This window comes from Klebsiella sp. KPN54798, from assembly GCF_021184225.1.
GTDB lineage: Bacteria > Pseudomonadota > Gammaproteobacteria > Enterobacterales > Enterobacteriaceae > Klebsiella > Klebsiella pneumoniae.
Genome location: NZ_CP089234.1, coordinates 610,925 through 634,199, shown reverse-complemented (window position 1 = coordinate 634,199; position 23,275 = coordinate 610,925). Strand labels below are relative to the sequence as shown.

Genomic DNA, 23,275 nt, shown 5'->3' with positions numbered 1-23,275 from the left:
CTCACACCTGCGGTAACAGGCCGATAAAGCTGCGCTTCTGCCGCGGCTGCGACATCATCTCCTCCAGCTTTTCGACGCAGGCTAAATAGTGCGGCGTCTTCTTATGCGCCAGCACCGCCTCATCGTCTTTATAGGCTTCGTAGATAAAAAAGCGGGTTTTCACCTCGGGATCCTGCAGGACATCAAAGCGCAGGTTGCCTGGCTCCCGCAGCGCGCCCTCGTGGTTGGCGCGAAACACCTCGAGAAACTCATCCACCCGCTCGGGTTTAATATTGATCTCCACTAGCGTGACGTTCATTTCAGCTCTCCCTGTTTCTCTTCCTGCCAGAACTGATACGCTTCGCGCGCGTTCAGATTCTCATGCACCACCTTTTTCACCGCCTTCAGCATCGCGCGCGGGGCGCTGGACTGGAAGATATTGCGCCCCATATCCACCCCGGACGCCCCCTGGTCGATCGCCCGCCAGCACATCTCCAGCGCCTCATGCTCCGGCAGTTTTTTACCGCCGGCGATAACGATCGGCACCGGACAGCTGGCGGTCACTTTTTCAAAGCCTTCCTCAACGAAATAGGTCTTCACAAACTGCGCCCCCATTTCGGCGGCAATCCGGCTGGCCAGCGAGAAGTAGCGCGCATCGCGGGTCATCTCTTTGCCGACGCCGGTAACCGCCAGGACCGGCATACCGTAGCGATTGCCGGCGTCCACCAGTTTGATGATGTTATTGATCGACTGATGTTCGTATTCGCTGCCGATATAGACCTGCGCCGCCACCGCGCATACGTTGAGCCGCAGCGCGTCTTCCATCGCCACCGCCACGCATTCGTTGGAGAGTTCGCTCAAAATCGAATTGCCGCCGGAGGCGCGGAGCACCACCGGCTTATTGGTGGCCGCCGGTACCTGGCTGCGCAGTACGCCGCGGGTGCACATCAGCACGTCGGTGTCGGCAAACAGCGGCGCAATCGACAGGTCGATACGCTCCAGCCCGGTGGTTGGCCCCTGGAAGTAGCCGTGATCGAAGGCCAGCATCACCGTGCGGTTGCTGTGCGGATTAAAAATGCGCGCCAGCCGCGACTGCATGCCCCAGTCCAGCGAGCCGCAGCCTTTCAGGGTATACAGCGTATTCTGCTGCGGGCGGTCAATACCGAAGTCCTTCCCCTCTTTGATATCGTCTAAATCTGCCATCTCATCCTCCGTCAGAAGTCGTAGTTGTTGATGTTCTCTTTGCTGAACACCACGCGCTCCGGCAGCAGCACGATACCGTTGCCCTTCGCCTCATACTTGTAGCCCTGCACGCTGTTCGGTTCGACCTTCAGCGAGCCGATATCTTTCACCTCAACGCTGTCGCCCACGTTAAGATCGCCCTTTTTCAGCAATCGATCGGCGACGTTAACCGCAATTTTGCCCTGCTGAACCACATCCCACAGGCCGAACGCTTTCACCGTGCCGCGCTCAACGTACGGACGCATCACGTTCGGCGTACTAAAGCCGACAATCGCCACGCCCTGACGCTTGAGGTTCTCTGCCGCCTGCGCCGCCGCCGGCAGCGCATTGGCATCCGGCGCGATAATGGCGTCGAGATCCGGATACGCTTTTAAGATCCCCTCGGCGGTTTGCAGCGATTTGGTGGCATCGTTATAGCCAAACTGGGTGGTGACGATTTGCCACTGCGGATGCTCTTTTTCGATTTTGGCTTTGGCTTCCTTCACCCACTGGTTCTGGTCGGTCACCGTCGGGCTGGAGTAGAAAAACGCTACCTTGGCAGTAGGCTTCGTCACCTGCTTTTCCGCCATCTCGACCAGCAGGCCGCCAAGCTGCTGCGGCGTGCCCTGATTGATATAGATGCTGCGGCACTCCGGCCTGGTATCGGAATCCCAGGTCAGGACTTTCACCCCGCGCTGCATCGCCCGCTTCAGCGCCGGACACAGGCCGTCCGGCGAGACAGCGGAAACGATAATCGCGTTGTAGCCCTGGTTGACGAAGTTGTTGATAAGCTGCACCTGGCCGGAGACGCTGGGCTCGGTGGGACCGTCATAGGTGACATCCACGCCCAGCGTTTTCCCCGCCTCTTTCGCGCCGTTGCCGCCGCTGGTAAAGAAGCCGACGCCGACCAGCTTAGGAATAAAGGCGATGCGGTCCGCCGCCTGCGCGGTAACCACGCTCATCGCCAGCGCCAGCACGATCAGTTTTAATTTCATTTTATGCTCCGATTGTTTTATGCGAGAAAAGACGCCGCCAGGTCGCGCGCACCCATTCACGGTGCAGGCTCAGCGAACGCCCCATCACCACCACAACCAACAGCGCCCCTGACAGCGCGCTCGACACCTGGTTGGGGATGCCGACCATCTGTAAACCCTGTTGCAGATACCCCACCAGCAATGCCGCCAGCGCGGTACCCAGTATCGATCCCGAGCCGCCGTAAATATTGGCCCCGCCGAGCACCGCCGCGGTCAGCGCAGGCATCAGCAGGTCGCGGCCTAAATCCGAACGTGCCGAGCCGAAATAGGAGACCATCACCAGCGCCGCGACCGCCGAGGCGACGCCCACCAGGCCATACAGCACGTACGGGATGCCGTTCACCGACAGCGCGGCATAGCGCGCGGCGCGCGGGTTTTGCCCGAGTAAAAAGAGGTGGCGGCCAAAGCGCCCGCGATGGGTCAGCAGCCAGAAGAAAAAGGTGATAATCGCGAACAGCACCAGCGGCAGCGGCAGTCCGGCGAGGGTTAAATTGGCGAAGGCGGTGAAGCTATCGGGAAAACCGCCAATCCCCTCGTAACCGGTCGCGCCGGCCATCCCGGAAAGCAGCAGCGCGCCGCCGCCGTACAGATACAGCGTACCAAGCGTGATCACCAGCGGGCTGATGCCGGTGTAGTGGATCAGCGCGGCGTTGAATAACCCGCACAGCAGTCCCAAGAGCAACGTCAGCGATACCGCGAGCCACAGCGGCCAGCCCGCCTGGGTCATCACCCCGAGGGCGATGGCGCACAGGCCGATGGTCGAGCCCAGCGAAATATCGATCCCGCCGCTGATGATCACCAGCGTCAGCGGCAGCGCGACGATGCCGATGCAGATAAAGTCGCTGGTGCTAAAGAGCAGCATATTGAGATCCAGCATGCGCGGATTCAGCGCGCCGAACAGCAGGATCTCCACGATCAGCAACGCCAGCAGCGCGCTTTCCCAGTTAAGCTTCAGCTTCATTTAAGCCACCTCTTTGCTTTTGCGTTCGGGAAAGCGGGCAACCTGTTTCCCCCCTTTGTTACCGGGCTGGAAACGGCTGTACTTTAGCGCCCGCTGATGGCGGGCCAGCGCCTGGCGCAGGCGGCCATCGAGCACCAGCACGCCGAGCAGCACCAGACCGGCGATAAAGTCATTCCACCAGGCGGGAAGGCGGAACAGCACCAGTACGGTGTCGATTTGGGTAAGGAAAAAGGCGCCGAGAAACGCGCCGAGCAGCGTACCGGTACCGCCAAGCAGCGAGATCCCGCCCAGTACGCAGGCGGCGATGGCTTTCATCTCCAGGCCGCTGCCGGTCTGATTAGGCACAAAACCAATCTGCGCGGCGAAGACGATCCCGGCGCAGGCCGCCAGCATACCGTTGAGGGTAAAGGCCAGCATCCGCGTGCGGTTGACCGCCACGCCCAGCTGGCGCGCGGCGGCGAGGTTATCGCCAACGGCGTAAAAATCACGACCAAAGGCGGTGCGCGACAGCAGCCAGCCGCCCGCCAGCAGCAGCGCCAGCACCAGCCAGCCCAGCGGCGACACGCCGATAAACGCGGGCTCCGAGAGCGATTTCAGGCTGTCGGGCAAGCCTTCGATCCATTTCCCGCCGGTCCACAGCAACATCACCCCGCGATACAACCCCAGCGTACCGAGCGTCGCGACGATCGCCGGGATGCGCAGCCCCACCACCAGCAGGCCGTTAAACGCCCCGGCCAGCGCGCCAATCGCCAGCGCGAAGGCGATGGCCGTCGCCAACCCGTAGCCGTTGTTCAGCGCCACGCCGACGGCGATGGCGCATAGCCCAACGGTGGAGCCTACCGACACGTCAATATTGCGGGTCAGCATCACCAGGGTCGCGCCCAATGCCAGCAGGCAGAGGATTTGCGAGCTGGCGAAAATCATCGCCAGGGTCTGCAGGCTGAAATAGGCCGGATTGAGCGCCACCAGCACAACAAAGAGCGCCACGATGGCAAAGAAGGCGCTCAGTTCGCGATTCTTGAGTAACGTTTTCATGCCTGCCCTCCGAAGGCCAGGGTCATCATGCGATCGACGGTCACCGCCTGCCGCGCCAGCTCGCCGCTGTAGCGACCCTGATGCATCACCAGCACCCGGTCGGCCAGGCCGATGAACTCATCCAGATCGGAGGAGATCATCAGCACTGCCACATTTTGCGCGGCGACGCTTTTCAGCAGCTGATAGATATCGGCGCGGGCGGAGACATCCACGCCGCGCGTCGGCTCATCGACAATTAGCAGCAGCGGGTTGGCCTCCAGACAGCGCGCCAGCAGCACCTTCTGCTGGTTACCGCCAGAGAGAGTGCGCACCGGCTGATCGCCATCGGCCAGCTTGATCCCCAGCGCCCGGTGATAGCGCTCAACCACCGCCGCCTCCCGTTTCCCCTGCTGCCACCACGACGGCTGATTGAACATCACCGTGTTCCAGCGCACCGGCGCATCAAGAAACAGCCCCGAGACCTGGCGGTCTTCCGGCAGATAGACCAGCCCGCTGGCCAGCCGGGCTCGGGTGCTGTCATTGCTAATCTCGCGATTCTCCAGCCAGATCCGCCCGGCGCGTGGTGGACGCAGGCCGTATAAGGTTTCAGCAAATTCGGTGCGCCCGGATCCCACCAGCCCGGCGAGGCCGACGATCTCCCCGGCGCGGATCTCCAGATTGAGATCGATAAAGCCTTCTCCGGTAAGATCCTCCACCCGCAGCACGGGAAAATCCTGCGCCTGGGTGCGGCGGTTGCCCGGCAGCGCCAGCCACAGCTTTTGCGTGTCGCTCAGCGTATGGTCACGGCTGGCCGGCGTCATAGCGCTAATCAGTTGCTCATCGCGGTAAGTTGCGGTCTCGCCGCTCAGCACTACCGCCCCGTCGCGCATCACCGAAATATGGCTGGCAAGCTGGCGGATTTCGGGCAGTTTGTGCGAGATAAACACGATCCCCACGTCCAGCGCCTGTAACGCGCGGATCTGGCTAAACAACCTCTCCGTTTCCCCCGGGGTTAAAGAGGCGGTGGGTTCATCAAGGATCAGGATCCGCGCTTCGCGCATCAGGCCGCGCAGGATCTCGACCATCTGTTGATCGGCTACCTCGAGCGTGCTGGCGCTGGCATCGAGGTTGATCTGGCAGTTCAACTGCTGCAGTTTTTCCTGCAGTCGCGCGGCGGTATCCGCCCGCTTCGGCAAACGAAAGAGAATGTTCTCGCGCACGCTGAGGTTGGGAAACAGCATCGGCTCCTGCGGCACCAGATAGATGCCCAGCTGGTGGGCCAGCGCCGGGCTGAGGCGCGCAAACGCGCGGTCGCCGATCGTCAGTTCACCGTTATCCGGGGTTTCGACGCCGGCGATGATCTTCATCAGCGTCGATTTACCCGCGCCATTGCCTCCCATCAGGGCATGCACCTGGCCCGCGCATAGCGTAAAGTCGATGCCCTTCAGCACGGCAACGCCGGAGAACTGTTTGCGGATCTGGCGAGCTTCAAGCAGTGGCTTCATCGTCGCGCCTCGTTTGAACAAATGATTTTTAAATTTAATAATGTTCAAAAGCGTAGACGGTGAACTATATTTACAACCGTGCGAAGATCACAGTTTGGCGCTTTAGATCCTCAGGAAAAAATGGGCCAGCGATGAAAGATCCGTTTTGCCAGTCGGCTCACACTTTCCGGCCGCGCAATAGCGAACATATGATCTAAATTTTTATAAGAGTTCAATTTATGAGCGAAAAACGCATTACGGAAGAGAACCGCTACGCCGGGCTGGCGTTAGCCGAGGAAGAGCTGGTGGCGCGGGTGGCGTGGTGCTACTACCACGACGGCCTGACGCAAAATGACATCGGCGAGCGTTTGGGGCTGCCGCGGCTGAAGATTTCCCGCCTGCTGGAGAAAGGCCGCCAGTCCGGGGTGATCCGCGTGCAGATCAACTCGCGCTATGAGGGCTGTCTGGCACTGGAAAGTGAACTCCAGCAGCGTTTTGGCCTCAAGATTGCCCGCGTACTGCCGGCGCTCAACACCCCGCCGATGAATACCCGGCTGGGTATCGGCGCGGCGCAGTCGCTGATGGGCATTCTGCAGCCGGGACAGCTGCTGGCGGTCGGCTTCGGCGAAGCCACCATGAGCTGCCTGCAGCATCTCAGCGGCTTTATCGGCTCGCAGCAGGTGCGGCTGGTGACCCTCTCCGGCGGCGTCGGCCCCTATATGACCGGTATTGGCCAGCTGGATGCCGCCTGCAGCGTCAGCATTATCCCGGCGCCGCTGCGGGTCTCTTCGGCGGAGGTCGCCGAGATCCTGCGCCGTGAGTCGAGCGTGCGCGACGTGATCCTCGCGGCGACGGCGGCGGACGCGGCGGTGGTTGGCATCGGCGCCATCGATCAGCGGCGCGACGCGACCATCCTGCGCTCCGGCTATATCAGCGAGGGCGAACAGCTTATGTACGCCCGCAAAGGCGCGGTCGGCGACATTTTAGGTTATTTCCTGCAGGCCGACGGCAGGCCGGTAGAAGGACTGGAGATCCATCGGGAACTGCTCGGCGTGACCCTTGATGAGCTAGCGCAGCTGCCGACCATCGTTGGCGTCGCCGGGGGAGAAGAAAAAGCGCAGGCGATTTATGCCGCTCTGATTGGCAAGCGCATTAATGGCCTGGTAACGGAAGAGACAACAGCACGCGCGGTGCTTACCCTGGCCTCCTGACGGCCTGGCGCCGCGCGACAACAGCGAGGCGCATGTCATGAGTTACCTGTTAGCGTTAGATGCCGGGACCGGCAGCATTCGGGCGGTTATTTTCGATCTTAATGGCCGCCAGCTGGCGGTAGGCCAGGCCGAATGGAAACACCTGAGCGTTGATAACGTCCCCGGCTCGATGGAGTTCGACCTTACCACCAACTGGCAGCTGGCCTGCCAGTGCATTCGCCAGGCGCTCGACGCCGCCCGGCTCTCTGCCGCCGATATTCAGTCCGTCGCCTGCTGTTCGATGCGCGAAGGCATCGTTCTCTATGACCGCAACGGCGAGGCCATCTGGGCCTGCGCCAACGTCGATGCCCGCGCCAGCCGCGAAGTGGCGGAGCTTAAGGAGATCCACGACTATCGCTTCGAATCCGAGGTATACGAGGTCTCGGGACAAACCCTGGCGCTCAGCGCCATGCCGCGCCTGCTGTGGCTGGCGCACCACCGCCCCGATATCTACCGCAAAGCGGCAACCATCACCATGATCAGCGACTGGCTGGCGGCGAAGCTTTCCGGCGAGCTGGCGGTCGACCCGTCAAACGCCGGCACCACCGGCATGCTCGATCTGTTCAGCCGCGACTGGCGTCCGGCGCTGCTGGATATGGCCGGGCTGCGCGCCGATATGCTGTCGCCGGTCAAAGAGACCGGTACCCTGCTGGGCGCCGTCACCGAAGCGGCGGCGCAGCAGAGCGGCCTGCGCGCCGGGACGCCGGTGGTGATGGGCGGCGGCGACGTCCAGCTCGGCTGCCTGGGCCTTGGGGTGGTGCGCGCCGGGCAAACCGCGGTACTCGGCGGCACTTTCTGGCAGCAGGTGGTCAACCTGCCGCAGGTGCGTACCGATCCGCAGATGAATATTCGCGTTAATCCTCACGTGATTCCCGGCATGGCGCAGGCGGAATCGATCAGCTTCTTTACCGGCCTGACCATGCGCTGGTTTCGCGACGCCTTCTGCGCTGAAGAAAAACTGATTGCCGAGCGGCTCGGCGTCGATGCCTATTCGCTGCTGGAGGAGATGGCCAGCCGCGTGCCCGCCGGTTCCCACGGCGTGATGCCTATTTTTTCCGACGCCATGCACTTTAAGCAGTGGTACCACGCCGCGCCGTCGTTTATTAACCTCTCCATCGATCCGGAGAAGTGCAATAAAGCGACCCTGTTCCGCGCGCTGGAGGAGAACGCGGCGATTGTCTCCGCCTGCAACCTGGCCCAGATTTCGCAGTTCTCCGGGGTAACATTCGAGAGCATGGTGTTTGCCGGCGGCGGCTCTAAAGGCGCGCTGTGGAGCCAGATCCTCAGCGACGTCACCGGCCTGCCGGTGCGGGTGCCGGTGGTCCGCGAAGCCACCGCGCTGGGCTGCGCCATCGCCGCCGGAACCGGCGCCGGGCTGTATGACGATATGGCCAGCACCGGAGAGCGGTTAGTGAGCTGGCACCGCGAGTTCACCCCAAATCCGCAGCATCGCGAGCTGTATCAGGAGATGATGAGCAAGTGGCAGACGGTGTACGCCGATCAGCTTGGCCTTGTCGATAGCGGACTGACAACGTCGATGTGGCAGGCGCCGGGTCTGGAACGCCGCCAGCGCGTTGCGTCTTCCCCCTCACCCTAACTACCGGTGCCGCTCCGCCTTTCCCCCCTCTCCCTTTGGGAGAGGGCCGGGGTGTGGGGAAACGCTTCGCCGTTCTTTGAATCCCATCACAATCACCGCACTCCCCTTTTCCCTTTTTCTCCACGATGGCTAAATTAGTAACTCATCCGACCACATAACAATAATTTTACATTGGAAGCCACTATGAGCCGCTATCCGTCGCTTTTCGCCCCGCTTGAGCTGGGCTTCACAACGCTCAAAAACCGCGTGTTGATGGGCTCGATGCACACCGGGCTGGAAGAGCTGCCGGACGGCGCGCAGCGGCTGGCGGCCTTTTACGCCGAACGCGCCCGTCACGGCGTGGCGCTGATCGTCACCGGCGGCATCGCTCCGGCGCCCTCTGGCGTCACCATGGCCGGCGGCGCGGTACTCAACGACGCCAGCCATCTGGCGCATCATCGCCATATTACCGATGCGGTACATCAGGAAGGCGGCAAAATCGCTCTGCAGATCCTGCACACCGGCCGTTACAGCTACCAGCCCGCGCTGGTGGCCCCCTCGGCGCTACAGGCGCCGATCAACCGTTTTACCCCCCATGAACTGAGCCACGATGAGATCCTGACGCTGATCGATGATTTTGCCCACTGCGCCCAACTGGCGCGCGAAGCGGGATATGACGGCGTCGAAGTGATGGGCTCTGAGGGCTATCTGATTAACGAATTTCTCGCCGCGCGCACCAACCAGCGCGACGACCAATGGGGCGGCGATTATGCCAGGCGCATGCGTTTCGCCGTAGAGGTGGTTAAGGCGGTACGCCAGCGCGCCGGCCACGATTTCATTATCATCTACCGCCTATCGATGCTCGATCTGGTCAACGACGGCAGCACGCTGGCGGAAGTCACCGAACTGGCCAAAGCGATTGAAGCGGCGGGAGCGACCATCATCAACACCGGGATTGGCTGGCACGAAGCGCGCATTCCGACCATCGCCACGCCGGTACCGCGCGGAGCTTTCAGCTGGGTCACCCGCAAGCTGAAGGGCGCGGTGTCGATCCCGTTGATCACCACCAACCGCATTAACGATCCGCAGGTCGCGGAGGATATTCTCGCCCGCGGCGATGCCGATATGGTATCGATGGCCCGCCCGTTCCTTGCCGACGCCGAATTTATATCAAAAGCGCAGGACGATCGCGCCGATCAGATCAACACCTGCATCGGCTGCAATCAGGCGTGTCTCGATCGGATCTTCGTCGGCAAAGTCACCTCCTGTCTGGTCAACCCGCGCGCGTGTCATGAAACCCTGATGCCGGTCCTGCCTGCCAACGCGCCTAAACGGCTGGCGGTGGTCGGCGCCGGGCCTGCCGGTCTGGCCTTCGCCGTAAACGCTGCCGCCCGTGGTCATCACGTCACGTTGTTTGATGCGCTCCCGGAGATCGGCGGTCAGTTTAATATCGCCAAACAGATCCCCGGCAAAGAGGAGTTTCACGAGACGCTGCGTTACTACCGCACCATGCTCGATCTGCATGGTGTCGATCTACGCCTGAACACCCGCGTCACGACAGACGATCTGCTGGCGTTCGATGAGACGATCCTCGCCACCGGTATCGCCCCGCGCCTGCCGGCGATCGACGGGATCGAACATCCCAAAGTGCTGAGCTACCTTGATGTCTTGCGCGATAAAGCGCCGGTTGGCGCGAAGGTGGCGATTATCGGCTGCGGCGGCATCGGCTTCGACACCGCGATGTTTTTAAGCCAGTCGGGCGCGGCCACCAGCCAGGATATCGGCGAGTTCTGCCGCGAATGGGGTATCGATACCAGCCTGCAAACGGCGGGAGGGCTGAGTGCTGAAGGCCCGCAGCTGAGTAAAAGCCCGCGACAGATTGTGATGCTGCAGCGCAAAGCCAGCAAACCGGGCGAAGGGCTCGGCAAAACCACCGGCTGGATCCACCGCGCGACGCTGCTGGCGCGCGGGGTGAAAATGATCCCGGCGGTCAGCTATGAAAAGATCGATGATGAAGGGTTACATGTTACTATCGGCGGCGAGCGCCAGTTGCTGGCGGTCGATCAGGTGGTGATCTGCGCCGGTCAGGAGCCGCGCCGCGAGCTGGCGGATCCGCTGCGCGCGGCGGGGAAAACGGTGCATCTCATCGGCGGTTGCGACGTGGCGGCGGAGCTGGATGCGCGCCGGGCGATTGCCCAGGGCACTAAACTGGCGCTGGCGATTTAGCCCTGTCCCGGGGGCGGCGCGATGCGCCTTCACCGGGCTACCACGATAATCCCGCACGCTAGCCCGGCTAAGGCGACAGCCGCGAGCCGGGGGAAACCGCGACAAGAATCAGCGCTGCTTACGCACCTTCGTTGCTTTCAAAATGACAAACTTATTGTTCGTCGCAATCGTCGTGCAATTACCAAACGCGCGCTTCAGCTTACGGAAGTAATCGAGGTGGCGGTTGCCGACGACGTACAGCTCGCCGCCGTATTTCAGGCTGCGGCGGGCATCGTTAAACATCTGCCAGGCGATATGGTCGGTAATAGCGTGTTGCTGATGGAACGGCGGATTACACAGGATCGCCGTAAAGCGGTCGGGCTCAATGCCGGAGAGCGAGTTGTTGACCATAAATTCACAGCGTGCGATATCGTCCGGCAGATTGCGCTCGACGTTCAACCGGCTGGAAGCCACCGCCATGTGCGACTCATCGGTGAACATCACGCTGGCGTTTGGATTTTGCGCCAGCGCCTGCAGGCCAATCACCCCATTGCCGCAGCCGAGATCGGCGATCTCGCCTTCTAAATCAGACGGTAAGTGCTGCAAGAAGAAACGCGCGCCGATATCCAGCCCGCTGCGGGCAAAAACGTTGGCGTGGTTATGGATGGTCCACGGCGTGCCGTCCAGCTTCCAGCTGTAGGTTTGCGGCGCATCGGCAAGCTCAGGAGCGGTGAAAACGCAGTGGATCAGACGCGCTTTTTTCCAGGCCAGCGAGGTGGTGGTGGTGCCGAGGATTTTTTCAAACAGCGCCAGCGTCGAGTTGTGCACATCACGGGCTTTCGCCGCGGCGATGATGCGGGTTTCCGGCGTAACTACTTCGCGCAGGGCGCGCAGCTGCTGTTCCAGCAGCGCCAGCTGTTTTGGCACCTTAATCAGCACCAGCGCCGGCGCGGCCGGTAGTGGGCTCAGGCTATCCTGAAAGCGCACGTTCTCTTCATCGATACCGTTCATCCGCAGGTTGTGGCGGGTCGCCAGCTCGGAAATAAAGGAGTCGTTGATACTGACCGGGTTGCGCTCCGCCAGCGCGCAGGCGAGCGCGCCGAAGCCGTCGTTGAAGATGAGCGTCAGGCCGTCGACGTCATTCACCTGTTGCAGCAGATATTCATCCGCCGCTTCCCATGCCTGAAGCGCTTCTTCTTCAGCGTTAGGTGGGAACCGCTCTAATGTGAATAACTCACCGTTTAACTCTGCCTGGCTCATCGCCTCTCCGCCTCCGGAATAGTAAAACCCGCGAGTTTATACGCAAATCCTGTCCAGTTGAAGAGAGATCGCTGATCATCGCCGCTCAGCGTAGATCGCCCTCGTCATCGGCTCGCAGCAGCGTTATCGACGCGCGGGCGCCGGGCATCAGCTGCTGCAGATAACCTACCAGCCGCTCTCCCGCCTCATGCAGGGCCGACAACGGCATCGCCGGCAGGCTTTCGAGAATAAACCACATCGTCTGCGCGCCGCTGTCCAGCCGGGTGCGCACGCCCTGTCGCCAGTTCCAGCGTCGGCAGGTTACGCCTATATCATCCCGCCAGATGACTTCGCCCGGCTCCGGATATTCCACTACCGGCTCTGCCGATTTTAGCGTATCGAATGGCTCATCGCCGCGGGCAATGACCAGCCGCGGTTCGCCACGGTAGGCGGCCAGATTTTCCCCACCGACCGGGACGGCATAGCGAATGCTGATCGCGTTGTAGATATCTACCACCGGATCGATGGCCGGCAGGCTCCCCTCTTTCAGCACCCGCTTGCGCAGCGCCTGCGCCGAACAGGGGGTACGTTTCGCCTTCGCGCCGAAGGCGCTGAACGCTTCATCCCATGCCGCCAGGTGCGCTTGCGCCCAGGGCACATCATCCTGCTGCACCGCCAGGCAGGCCTCGGCCAGCGCCTGCTCCGCGACGGCGGGATCGGCCACCGGCGCGCTCTCCACCACAATACTTAATGCCCGAAAGCCCGGCGCCAGGCGGCTGACCGCAGATTCGATTGACGGCGTTACGCTACGCATTCGATAATCCTGTAATGACCAATTTGTTTCATCATAGTGACCAATGAACGTAAAAGTCAATATAACGACCGATTCAGGATCTGATGTCGACCAGGTAAGTCGCGCCGTCGCCACGCGGCTGAAGGCCTACCGTAAAGCGAAAAAAATGTCGCTGGACGAGCTGTCGCGCCGGGCCAGCATCAGCAAAGGTATGCTGGTCGAGATGGAAAAAGAGGCCGCCAATCCCAGCATTGCGATCCTCTGCAAACTCGCCGCCGCGCTGGGCGTATCGGTAGCGGATATTGTCAATGTGGCAAGCGAACCCGCGTTGCATATTATTCCCGCCGAGCAGATCCCCACCCTCTGGCAAGGCCCGCTGGGGGGCAGCGCCAGGCTCCTCGCCGGCACCGCCGGGCCGAATATGATTGAGCTGTGGCGCTGGGAGATGCAGCCCGGCGAAGCCTTTACCTCGCCCGGCCACCCGGCAACTACCTTCGAGCTGCTGCACGTGGAAGCCGGCTCGCTGACGCTGACGCTTGGCGAGACCTGCCGCACGGTGGCGGCCGGGGAATCGGCGGTGGCCCGCACCGAAATAGAGCACGGTTACCGCAATGAGGGTACCGCGCCGCTGGTCTTTACCATGACCGTGGCTGAACTGCCCTCCTGACAGACATAATGATAAGACGATGACAAAACTCATTTATTTACAGGGCTATCCTGAATCGCTGCTGGCGCAGGTGACCACGTTAATCGAGCAAGGCCGCCTCGGCGAGGTGCTGCAAAAGCGCTATCCGCAAGGGCACGACGTTAACAGCGATAAAGCGCTGTATCAGTACACCCAGGACTTGAAAAACCGCTTTCTGCGCGGCGCGGCGCCGATCAACAAAGTGATGTATGACAGTAAGATCCACGTGCTGAACAATGCGCTCGGCCTGCATACCGCCATTTCCCGCGTGCAGGGCGGTAAGCTGAAAGCTAAAGCGGAAATTCGCGTGGCGACGGTATTTCGCGACGCGCCGGAAGCCTTTCTGCGGATGATCGTGGTTCATGAACTGGCGCATCTGAAAGAGAAGGATCACAACAAGGCTTTTTATCAGCTGTGCTGCCATATGGAGCCGCAGTACCACCAGCTGGAGTTCGACACCCGCCTGTGGCTGACGCACCTTTCGTTAAATCGTTCTGCGTAGTGACGCACTGGTTTTGTCATGACGGCATGATAGAGTGGCGGCAGGTTCCCTTTAACGGAGTTCGTCAACGTTTATGATACGTTTCGCAGTTGTTGGCACAAACTGGATCACCAAGCAGTTTGTCGATGCCGCCCATGAAACCGGCAAATATAAACTTACCGCCATCTACTCCCGCAGCCTCGAACAGGCGCAAGCCTTCGCCAAAGACTATCCGGTCGAGCATCTGTTTACCTCGCTCGATGAACTGGCACAGAGCCCTGACGTTGACGCGGTCTATATTGCCAGCCCGAACTCGCTGCACTTTCCGCAGACCCGGCTGTTCCTGAGCCATAAGAAGCACGTCATTTGCGAAAAGCCGCTGGCGTCGAACCTGCAGGAAGTCGAGGCGGCGATAGCGCTGGCGAAAGAAAATAACGTGGTGCTGTTTGAAGCCTTTAAAACCGCCAGTCTGCCTAACTTTCTCCTACTGAAAGAAACGCTCGCTAAAGTGGGCAAACTACGCAAAGCCTTTATCAACTACTGTCAGTACTCCTCACGCTATCAGCGCTACCTTGACGGCGAAAACCCCAACACCTTTAACCCGGCGTTCTCTAACGGTTCGATTATGGATATCGGCTTCTATTGCCTGGCGTCCGCTGTGGCGCTGTGGGGCGAGCCGCGGGCCGTTCTTGCCACCGCCAGCCTGCTGGACAGCGGCGTAGACGCCCAGGGCACCGTGGTGCTGAGCTATGGCGACTTCGACGTGACGCTGCATCACTCCAAAGTTAGCGATTCCGCGATCCCCAGTGAAATTCAGGGCGAAGACGGCGCGTTAGTGATCGAAAAAATCTCCGAATGTCAGAAGCTGGCGTTTGTGCCGCGCGGCGGTAAAGCCCAGGACCTGACGCAGCCCCAGCACATTAATACCATGCTGTATGAAGCGGAGACCTTTGCGCGGCTGGTGGAGACACAGGATGTGGATCACCCGGGCCTGGCGGTGAGCCGGATCACCGCCAAACTGTCCAGCGAAATTCGTCGCCAGACCGGGGTGATCTTCCCGGCCGATACGCAGCCGCTGGCGTAAAAGAGTGTAAAGGCCTGACCGGCCGCCATTGACGAAAACCGCCCTGTGACATATTTTGTTACGTGCAAAGGGGAGTAACTTCCTTGCCGGTTGATCGTCATTACGATGCGTGCAATACCGCATCCGGTCGCCGGGCAATAACCAAAGCCCATCGCGATGTACTTTGGTTGTTGTAAGTGAGACCTTGCCGGAAGGCGAGGTCTATGCATAAAAGCGCAGCGGCTGCCGTCTTCCGACGTCAGCCGTTTTGTTTTTATGTAAGGAATATCAAATGAATACTGTCGGCACGCCGTTGCTATGGGGTGGATTCGCTGTCGTTGTCGCGATCATGTTGGCAATCGACCTGCTGCTTCAGGGACGACGCGGTTCGCATAGCATGACCATGAAGCAGGCCGCTGGCTGGTCAATCCTCTGGGTCACGCTTTCTCTGCTGTTCAACGCCGCCTTCTGGTGGTATCTGGTGCAAACCCAGGGCCGGGCCGTCGCCGATCCGCAGGCCTTAGCCTTCCTCACCGGTTATCTGATTGAAAAAGCGCTGGCGGTCGATAACGTCTTCGTCTGGTTGATGCTGTTCAGCTATTTCGCCGTACCGCCTGTTCTGCAGCGCCGGGTGTTGGTGTATGGCGTACTGGGCGCGATCGTTCTGCGTACCATTATGATCTTCGCCGGCAGCTGGCTGATTTCGCAGTTCGACTGGCTGCTGTACGTCTTTGGCGCCTTCCTGCTGTTTACCGGCGTGAAGATGGCGCTGGCGAAGGAGGACGAGTCCGGCATCGGCGATAAGCCGCTGGTGCGCTGGATCCGCAGCCATCTGCGGATGACCGATAAAATCGAGAGCGAGCGCTTCTTCACCCGTAAAAACGGGGTGCTGTTCGCCACCCCGCTGCTGCTGGTGCTGATTCTGGTGGAACTGAGCGACGTGATTTTCGCCGTCGACAGTATCCCGGCAATCTTCGCGGTCACCACCGATCCGTTTATCGTGCTGACCTCGAACCTGTTCGCCATCCTCGGCCTGCGCGCCATGTACTTCCTGCTGGCGGGGGTCGCTGAGCGCTTCTCGATGCTCAAATACGGTCTGTCGGTGATCCTGGTGTTTATTGGCGTGAAGATGCTGATCGTCGACTTCTACCATATCCCGGTTGCCATCTCGCTGGGCGTGGTGGGCGGCATCCTGGCCGTCACGCTGCTGATTAACGCCTGGGTCAACAGGCAGCACGACAAGCAGCGCAAACTGCCAGAGTAATCTGCTACCGCGCCGTCGGCCCTCGCTGGCGGCGCGGTAATCAGCTATAGCAGACGTTCTCGTAACGAGAATACCTGCTCATGTCACAATTATGTTACTACGCAGTTAAAAAATAAGATCCATATTAAAATCACAGTATTTTACGCTTCCCGCCAGTCTTTCTTTCCGTATACTCGACTATGCAAACATCTACTTACATCCTGACATAAACGTAAAAAATAATACGTGGCTGGGATGGCTTGCTACATCACTGGAAGGAATGAATTATGACAACACGCACTCCCTCATCAGGGTGGCTCTCCCGCCTGGCGCAAGGCAGCCTGGTGAAACAAATTTTAATCGGCCTGGTGCTTGGCGTACTGTTGGCGCTGGTCTCTAAGCCTGCGGCTATCGCCGTCGGTCTGCTGGGGACCCTGTTCGTCGGCGCGTTAAAAGCGGTAGCGCCGGTGCTGGTATTGATGCTTGTCATGGCCTCGATCGCCAACCATCAGCACGGACAAAAAACCAGTATACGCCCCATTCTGTTTCTCTATCTGCTGGGCACCTTTAGCGCGGCGCTGACCGCGGTGTTGTTCAGCTTTCTCTTTCCCTCGACCCTGCACTTAACCACCGCCGCCGACAGCATCACGCCGCCGTCGGGGATTGTTGAGGTGCTGCGCGGCCTGCTGATGAGCATGGTGTCCAACCCGATCGACGCTCTGCTGAACGCCAACTATATCGGCATTCTGGTGTGGGCGGTGGGGCTTGGCTTCGCCCTGCGTCATGGTAACGACACCACCAAAAACCTGATCAACGACGTCTCCCACGCGGTGACCTTTATCGTTAAAGTGGTGATCCGCTTTGCGCCGCTGGGGATCTTCGGCCTGGTATCTTCCACCCTGGCGACCACCGGTTTCGAGACCCTGTGGGGCTATGCCCAGCTGCTGCTGGTGCTGGTGGGCTGTATGCTGCTGGTAGCGCTGGTGATTAACCCGCTGCTGGTGTTCTGGAAGATCCGCCGCAACCCCTATCCGCTGGTGCTCACCTGCCTGCGCGAAAGCGGCGTTTACGCGTTCTTCACCCGCAGTTCCGCCGCCAACATTCCAGTGAATATGGCGCTGTGCGAGAAGCTGAATCTGGATCGCGACACCTATTCGGTCTCTATTCCACTGGGGGCGACCATCAATATGGCAGGTGCGGCAATCACCATCACCGTGCTGACGCTGGCGGCGGTGCATACGCTGAATATTCCGGTGGATCTGCCGACGGCGCTGCTGCTGAGCGTGGTCGCTTCGCTGTGCGCCTGCGGCGCCTCCGGCGTGGCGGGCGGCTCGCTGCTGCTGATCCCGCTGGCCTGTAATATGTTTGGGATCCCGAACGATGTGGCGATGCAAGTGGTTGCCGTTGGCTTTATTATCGGCGTGCTGCAGGACTCCTGCGAAACCGCGCTGAACTCCTCCACCGACGCCCTGTTTACCGCCGCGGCCTGCATGGCGGAAGACGACCAGCTGGCGAAAAACGCCCTGCGCGGATAACGCCTTTCCCCTCCGCTATCGGGCGGAGGGGCTCTCTTCCTGTACTGCGTTTTCAACCTTAAACGGATCGATACCGCGCTTTTGCATCCGGCGGAAGCGAATGATGTTCAGCCCGTTGACGATCAGGAAACTGCCTTCGATCAGCGTCCCGCCAATGGAACCCAACCACAGATTATGCGTGACCCAGCAGGCGGTGGAGCACCACATCACGCAGCGGACGGTTAGCCCTTTGCAGCGAAACAGCGCCCAGGTGCTGGCGACGGTGCCAATGATCGGCAGCAGCTCCATGGCATGCTGCAGTTTACCCAGGCCGAGAATCAACGTCAGGAGGATAAAGACTGTCATCACCCACAGGCTACGGGTGCGTAAGGAAATGACCGTGCGAAGCGCATTGAGCCCGGCGCTCATTCCAGCCGGCCCGGCGCCCATCAGGAAAAAATGAACGCCGATAATAGCGCTATAGACCGCCAGCTGTAGCCTGAAACGGCGTTCATCGCGGTTGATAAAGGTGGTAATGCCGATAAGAAAGGCGATGACGCCGACCCCCTGGGCCAGCCAATACGCGGTCATGTAAGCTCCCTGACTGAAAAAAACAAACGGCGCTTCACTGGCTGAAACGCCGCTGTTACGAGCCCGATGGCGCTACGCTATCAGGCCGATACACAAACCAAGCCTCTGGGCGCCAACGCAAATACGCCTTTACAGGGTAACACCGCTTTTAAAGATGGCCAGCTCGCGGAAGTCATTCTGCTCATTACAGGTCGGTTTACCGTTGGCGAAGGCTACAATGGCATCCACAAACTCTTCCAGCAGCTGCGGCATCGTTTTGCCGTGGAGCAGCTGCCCGGCATCAAAGTCGATCCAGTGCTTTTTCTTCGCCGCCAGCTCGCTATTGGTGGCGATCTTCACCGTTGGCACAAAGCCGCCGTACGGCGTGCCGCGACCGGTGCTGAACAGCACCATATGGCAGCCGGCGCCGGCCAGCGCGCTGGTGGCGACCGCGTCGTTGCCCGGCGCGCTCAGTAAATTCAGACCATGAACCTTCAGGCGCTCGCCGTAGCGCAGAACATCCACCACCTGGCTGGAGCCCGCTTTCTGAGTACAGCCCAGCGACTTATCTTCGAGGGTAGTGATCCCTCCGGCCTTATTACCCGGCGAGGGGTTTTCGTAAATAGGCTGGTCGTGAGCAATAAAGTACTGCTTAAAGTCATTGACCATGGTCACCAGCTTGTCGAAGGTCGCTTCGTCGCGGCAGTGGCTCATCAGCAACTGTTCAGCGCCGAACATCTCCGGCACTTCGGTCAGCACGGTAGTGCCGCCGTTGGCGATCACATAGTCTGAGAAGCGGCCCAGCATCGGATTAGCGGTAATGCCCGACAGGCCGTCCGATCCCCCGCACTCGAGGCCAAACTTCAGCTCGCTGAGCTTGCCCGGCTGGCGTTTATCCTGACGCATCACTTCATACAGCTGATGCAGATGCTCAACCCCCGCCTCCACTTCATCGTCCTGATGCTGGCAAACCATAAAGTGCACGCGCTGCGGGTCAAACTCGCCCAGCGTCTCGCGAAAGGCCTCCACCTGGTTGTTTTCACAGCCAAGGCCAACCACCAGCACCGCCCCGGCGTTCGGGTGACGAACCATATTTTGCAGCATGGTGCGAGTGTTGATGTGATCGTCCCCAAGCTGCGAGCAGCCATAGGTGTGGCTGAAGAGATGTACCCCATCGATATCCTCAGCGCCATACGTCTCTTTCAGGAAACGGTTCTGCATTTGTCTGGCCATCGCGTTGACGCAGCCGACGGTCGGCAGGATCCACAGCTCATTGCGCACGCCGACGTCACCGTTGGCGCGACGATAAATCTGTACTTCGCGATCCGCAGGCTGTGGCGGTTGGGCAACCAGGTCCGGTTGATAGCGATACGCGTCAAGGTCGCTGAGATTGGTGCGCGTATTGTGCGCATGAACATGCTCTCCCGGCGCGATATCCGCCAGCGCATGGCCAATCGGCAACCCGTACTTAACGACGTTTTCCCCTTTCGCGATAGCGCGCAGTGCAAACTTGTGGCCGCGAACGATATCCTGGCCGAGGGTGACCGAGTCATTATCAATCGTCACCACGCTACCGGCAGCGATATCCGTCAGCGCGACCGCGACGTTATCCTGCGAATGGATTTTGATGTATTGCATATCAACCGACCTCTGGCCTTAGTTCAGTTCAATGGCGAAATAGTCACGCGCATTGTTAAAGCAAATGTTTTTCACCATCTCGCCCAGCAGCGCGATATCCGCAGGCGCTTCGCCGGCAGCCACCCAACGGCCGATCATCTGGCACAGAATGCGGCGGAAGTATTCGTGGCGCGTGTAGGAGAGGAAGCTGCGACTGTCGGTCAACATCCCGACGAAGCGGCTCAGCAGCCCGAGCTGCGCCAGCTGGGTCATCTGCCGCTCCATACCGTCTTTCTGATCGTTGAACCACCAGCCGGAGCCGAACTGCATCTTGCCTGGCATGCCTTCACCCTGGAAGTTACCGATCATGGTGCCCAGCACTTCGTTATCACGCGGGTTCAGGCAGTAGAGAATCGTTTTCGGCAGCAGGTTTTCTTCGTTCTGCTTGCTCAGCAGCTTAGACAGCTCTTCCGCCATCGGACGATCGTTGATCGAGTCGAAGCCGACGTCTGGCCCTAACAGTTTGAACTGACGGAGGTTGTTGTTACGCAGCGCGCCAATGTGGTACTGCTGGACCCAGCCGCGACGGGCATACTCTGCGCCGAGGAATACCAGCACCGCGGTTTTGAACTGCGCCACTTCGTGTTCGCTAAGGGTCTCGCCAGCCAGGCGGCGCGCCAGAATGTCATCCAGCTCGGCGTCGGTCGCTTCGGCAAACAGCACCACGTCCAGCGCATGATCGGAGACTTTGCAGCCGTGTGCGGCAAAATGATCCAGACGTTTGGTCAGGGCGCTTTGCAGGTCAGCGAAGCGGCGAATATCGGTATCGGATACCTCGCCCAGCTTAGCCATATAATCATTGAAGGTCGCCAACTCGATGTTGAAGGCTTTATCCGGGCGCCAGCTCGGCAGCACTTTGATGTCAAAGGAGTTGTCTTTGGCGACAGCCGCGTGGTGCTCAAGAGAATCAATCGGATCGTCGGTGGTACCGACCATCTTCACATTCATCTGTTTCATGATTCCGCGGGCGGAGAAGGCATCCTGAGCCAGCAAATCATTACACTGGTCCCAGATCTCATCGGCGGTGGATGGCGACAACAGCTTACCTGTAATACCAAAAGGTCGACGCAGCTCTAAATGGGTCCAGTGGTATAACGGGTTGCCAATAGTGTGCGGAACCGTGGCCGCCCAGGCGTCAAATTTCTCGCGATCGGACGCATCACCGGTACACAGACGCTCCGGCACGCCGTTAGTGCGCATTGCGCGCCATTTATAGTGATCGCCTTTCAGCCAGATGTCATACAGGTTTTTAAAGCGATAGTTTTCGGCAACCTGCTGCGGCGGAAGGTGGCAGTGGTAGTCGAAAATCGGCTGATCTTTGGCGTAATCATGGTACAGACGGCGGGCAAACTCGGTATCAAGTAGAAAATCTTCAGTCATAAACGATGTCATTCGCGTGTCCTCTTCGCTCCAGTGCGGGAGCCTTTCAGATGATTGACTACAATGCTGACAAAGTTATCACACCAATTTCTACAGACCGAACTGTTTTTCGTGAGTTAGATCAATAAACGTCGATAAAAAAATGACCGCCCTGGAGCAAAACACCTCGCCAGAGCGCGCCATCTCTGGCTTTCCAGGCAAGGGATAAAGACCACACTAACTTTCCCACTTTTGTGACAGCTCTCAACTTTTAAAGTTGTATGACAAGTTATCTTTCTGCCGTCGCAACATATAAACCGACGGAATGCATTACCGGTGCTTATGGCATCGGCTTATACGGAATGGATACCGACTTTCAACATAACAACTGATGGTAAGGTTCAGGCCAGAGGGGACTACCCTCCTGAATCCTCCGTTTCGCTTTCCCGGCCGCTTATTGCGCTCGGTAAAGGCCGCACCTGATGCGGAAAGATAACAGACGATGAGGTTTACATGCGTAAAATTAAAGGGTTACGTTGGTACATGATCGCGCTGGTGACGCTGGGCACCGTGCTGGGCTACCTGACCCGTAACACCGTAGCGGCGGCCGCGCCGACGCTGATGGAAGAGTTACACATTTCGACCCAACAGTACTCCTATATCATTGCAGCCTATTCCGCTGCCTATACCGTTATGCAGCCCGTCGCGGGGTATGTCCTTGATATTCTGGGGACCAAAATTGGCTATGCCTTCTTCGCCATCGCCTGGGCGGTATTCTGCGGCTCAACGGCTCTGGCCGGCAGCTGGGGTGGACTGGCGCTGGCCCGTGGCGCAGTCGGCGCAGCGGAGGCCGCAATGATCCCCGCCGGCCTGAAGGCCAGCTCAGAGTGGTTCCCGGCAAAAGAGCGTTCTATCGCGGTGGGCTACTTCAACGTGGGTTCCTCTATAGGCGCCATGATCGCGCCACCGTTGGTGGTGTGGGCGATTGTCATGCACAGCTGGCAGATGGCGTTCATCATCTCCGGGGTATTGAGCTTCGCCTGGGCTATCGCCTGGCTTATCTTCTACAAACATCCGCGCGACCAGAAAAAATTATCTGACGAAGAACGTGACTACATCATTGGCGGTCAGGAGTCTCAGCATCAGACCAATAACGCGAAGAAAATGTCGCCGTGGCAAATCCTGCGCAACCGTCAGTTCTGGGGTATCGCCCTGCCGCGCTTCCTCGCTGAGCCGGCCTGGGGGACCTTTAACGCCTGGATCCCGCTGTTCATGTTCAAAGTTTACGGTTTTAACCTGAAAGAGATCGCCATGTTCGCCTGGATGCCGATGCTGTTCGCCGACCTCGGCTGCATCGTCGGCGGATATCTGCCGCCGCTGTTCCAGCGCTGGTTTGGCGTCAACCTGATCGTGTCGCGTAAAATGGTGGTCACCATGGGCGCCCTGCTAATGATTGGCCCGGGGATGATCGGCCTGTTCACCAGCCCGTACGTGGCGATTGCCCTGCTGTGCATCGGCGGGTTCGCTCACCAGGCGCTGTCCGGGGCGCTGATTACCCTCTCTTCCGACGTCTTTGGCCGTAACGAAGTCGCTACCGCTAACGGTCTGACCGGGATGGCCGCCTGGCTGGCGAGCACCATGTTCGCCCTGGTCGTCGGCGCGCTGGCGGATACCATCGGCTTTAGCCCGCTGTTTGCGGTACTGGCCGTCTTTGACCTCCTTGGCGCGCTGGTTATCTGGACGGTGCTGAAAAACAAACCGGCTGACGATGACTCGACGCCGCTTAGCAGCCGCAAACCGGTCACGCAGAGTTAGATCGAATGGCAAGGTAATCGCCGATCAAGCCGCCTTCTCAGGCGGCTTTTTCATGCCTGCCAGTGGTGGAAAGCGCGTAAAAGTGGTATAACAAATCGAATATTGTCGCCAT

General features: G+C 59.6%; 20 protein-coding genes. 9 read left to right on the top strand and 11 right to left on the bottom strand.

Annotated features, from left to right (window positions below; all coding sequences use genetic code 11):
• Position 1 precedes the first annotated feature (1 nt).
• The 6 genes from lsrG to lsrA are packed head-to-tail and all read right to left on the bottom strand — an operon-like array spanning position 2 to position 5,714.
• A complete protein-coding gene (lsrG, locus tag LPQ25_RS03125; protein WP_004181386.1) occupies positions 2–298 on the bottom strand; it encodes a (4S)-4-hydroxy-5-phosphonooxypentane-2,3-dione isomerase in 297 nt (98 codons plus the stop codon).
• The gene (lsrF, locus tag LPQ25_RS03120) at positions 295–1,182 is read right to left on the bottom strand and encodes a 3-hydroxy-5-phosphonooxypentane-2,4-dione thiolase (protein WP_002917724.1); all 888 of its coding nucleotides are present in this window, start codon (positions 1,180–1,182) and stop codon (positions 295–297) included. Before lsrF ends, lsrG begins: the two co-directional genes overlap by 4 nt.
• 11 nt (positions 1,183–1,193) lie before the next feature.
• Complete coding sequence (gene lsrB / locus LPQ25_RS03115) at positions 1,194–2,195, bottom strand: autoinducer 2 ABC transporter substrate-binding protein LsrB (RefSeq protein ID WP_014906897.1); 1,002 nt, start codon at positions 2,193–2,195, stop codon at positions 1,194–1,196.
• A 1-nt stretch (position 2,196) separates the two neighbouring features.
• On the bottom strand, positions 2,197–3,195 hold the full coding sequence (gene lsrD, locus LPQ25_RS03110; protein WP_002917727.1) for an autoinducer 2 ABC transporter permease LsrD: 999 nt from the start codon (positions 3,193–3,195) through the stop codon (positions 2,197–2,199).
• Positions 3,196–4,230, bottom strand: a complete 1,035-nt coding sequence (lsrC, locus tag LPQ25_RS03105; RefSeq protein WP_004174225.1) for an autoinducer 2 ABC transporter permease LsrC — start codon at positions 4,228–4,230, stop codon at positions 3,196–3,198.
• Positions 4,227–5,714, bottom strand: coding sequence for an autoinducer 2 ABC transporter ATP-binding protein LsrA (gene lsrA, locus LPQ25_RS03100; protein WP_014906895.1), 1,488 nt, complete (start codon positions 5,712–5,714; stop codon positions 4,227–4,229). Before lsrA ends, lsrC begins: the two co-directional genes overlap by 4 nt.
• Positions 5,715–5,932: 218 nt before the next feature.
• Here lsrA and lsrR point away from each other — a divergent pair, with 218 nt between their 5' ends.
• The 3 genes from lsrR to LPQ25_RS03085 all read left to right on the top strand — a co-directional run bounded on the left by lsrR (position 5,933) and on the right by LPQ25_RS03085 (position 10,745).
• Positions 5,933–6,904 (top strand): transcriptional regulator LsrR, encoded by a 972-nt coding sequence (gene lsrR, locus LPQ25_RS03095; RefSeq protein ID WP_004144837.1) that lies wholly within the window; start codon positions 5,933–5,935, stop codon positions 6,902–6,904.
• A 37-nt stretch (positions 6,905–6,941) separates the two neighbouring features.
• Positions 6,942–8,540: an autoinducer-2 kinase gene (gene lsrK / locus LPQ25_RS03090; protein WP_014906893.1), complete on the top strand. Its 1,599-nt coding sequence runs from the start codon at positions 6,942–6,944 to the stop codon at positions 8,538–8,540.
• A 183-nt stretch (positions 8,541–8,723) separates the two neighbouring features.
• A complete protein-coding gene (locus LPQ25_RS03085; protein WP_004185776.1) occupies positions 8,724–10,745 on the top strand; it encodes an NADPH-dependent 2,4-dienoyl-CoA reductase in 2,022 nt (673 codons plus the stop codon).
• 108 nt (positions 10,746–10,853) lie between these two features.
• Here LPQ25_RS03085 and rlmG read toward each other — a convergent pair whose 3' ends face one another.
• Both rlmG and LPQ25_RS03075 read right to left on the bottom strand, forming a co-directional pair.
• Complete coding sequence (rlmG, locus tag LPQ25_RS03080) at positions 10,854–11,984, bottom strand: 23S rRNA (guanine(1835)-N(2))-methyltransferase RlmG (protein WP_014906892.1); 1,131 nt, start codon at positions 11,982–11,984, stop codon at positions 10,854–10,856.
• An 85-nt stretch (positions 11,985–12,069) separates the two neighbouring features.
• On the bottom strand, positions 12,070–12,777 hold the full coding sequence (locus LPQ25_RS03075; protein WP_014906891.1) for a B3/B4 domain-containing protein: 708 nt from the start codon (positions 12,775–12,777) through the stop codon (positions 12,070–12,072).
• A 43-nt stretch (positions 12,778–12,820) separates the two neighbouring features.
• Between LPQ25_RS03075 and LPQ25_RS03070 the strand changes: the two genes are divergently transcribed.
• From LPQ25_RS03070 to sstT, 5 genes are all read left to right on the top strand, one after another.
• Positions 12,821–13,423: a helix-turn-helix domain-containing protein gene (locus tag LPQ25_RS03070; RefSeq protein WP_014906890.1), complete on the top strand. Its 603-nt coding sequence runs from the start codon at positions 12,821–12,823 to the stop codon at positions 13,421–13,423.
• 19 nt (positions 13,424–13,442) lie between these two features.
• Positions 13,443–13,943 carry a M48 metallopeptidase family protein gene (locus LPQ25_RS03065; RefSeq protein ID WP_004144843.1) on the top strand — a complete coding sequence of 167 codons (501 nt, stop codon included), beginning with the start codon at positions 13,443–13,445 and terminating at the stop codon, positions 13,941–13,943.
• Positions 13,944–14,016: 73 nt separating this feature from the next.
• Entirely contained in the window at positions 14,017–15,006 is a 990-nt protein-coding gene (locus LPQ25_RS03060) for a Gfo/Idh/MocA family protein (protein ID WP_004149902.1), read from the top strand.
• Between the two features lie 271 nt (positions 15,007–15,277).
• Positions 15,278–16,249, top strand: coding sequence for a TerC family protein (locus tag LPQ25_RS03055; RefSeq protein ID WP_014906889.1), 972 nt, complete (start codon positions 15,278–15,280; stop codon positions 16,247–16,249).
• Between the two features lie 266 nt (positions 16,250–16,515).
• The gene (gene sstT, locus LPQ25_RS03050; protein ID WP_002917895.1) at positions 16,516–17,763 is read left to right on the top strand and encodes a serine/threonine transporter SstT; all 1,248 of its coding nucleotides are present in this window, start codon (positions 16,516–16,518) and stop codon (positions 17,761–17,763) included.
• Between the two features lie 15 nt (positions 17,764–17,778).
• On the opposite strand, the gene LPQ25_RS03045 is transcribed toward sstT, so the two are convergent.
• The 3 genes from LPQ25_RS03045 to uxaC all read right to left on the bottom strand — a co-directional run bounded on the left by LPQ25_RS03045 (position 17,779) and on the right by uxaC (position 21,381).
• Positions 17,779–18,333 (bottom strand): YgjV family protein, encoded by a 555-nt coding sequence (locus tag LPQ25_RS03045; protein WP_002917897.1) that lies wholly within the window; start codon positions 18,331–18,333, stop codon positions 17,779–17,781.
• 129 nt (positions 18,334–18,462) lie between these two features.
• Complete coding sequence (locus LPQ25_RS03040; RefSeq protein WP_002917898.1) at positions 18,463–19,950, bottom strand: UxaA family hydrolase; 1,488 nt, start codon at positions 19,948–19,950, stop codon at positions 18,463–18,465.
• Positions 19,951–19,968: 18 nt separating this feature from the next.
• Entirely contained in the window at positions 19,969–21,381 is a 1,413-nt protein-coding gene (uxaC, locus tag LPQ25_RS03035; protein WP_002917899.1) for a glucuronate isomerase, read from the bottom strand.
• 480 nt (positions 21,382–21,861) lie between these two features.
• Between uxaC and LPQ25_RS03030 the strand changes: the two genes are divergently transcribed.
• Entirely contained in the window at positions 21,862–23,163 is a 1,302-nt protein-coding gene (locus LPQ25_RS03030) for an MFS transporter (RefSeq protein ID WP_002917905.1), read from the top strand.
• The last annotated feature ends 112 nt before the right edge of the window (positions 23,164–23,275 follow it).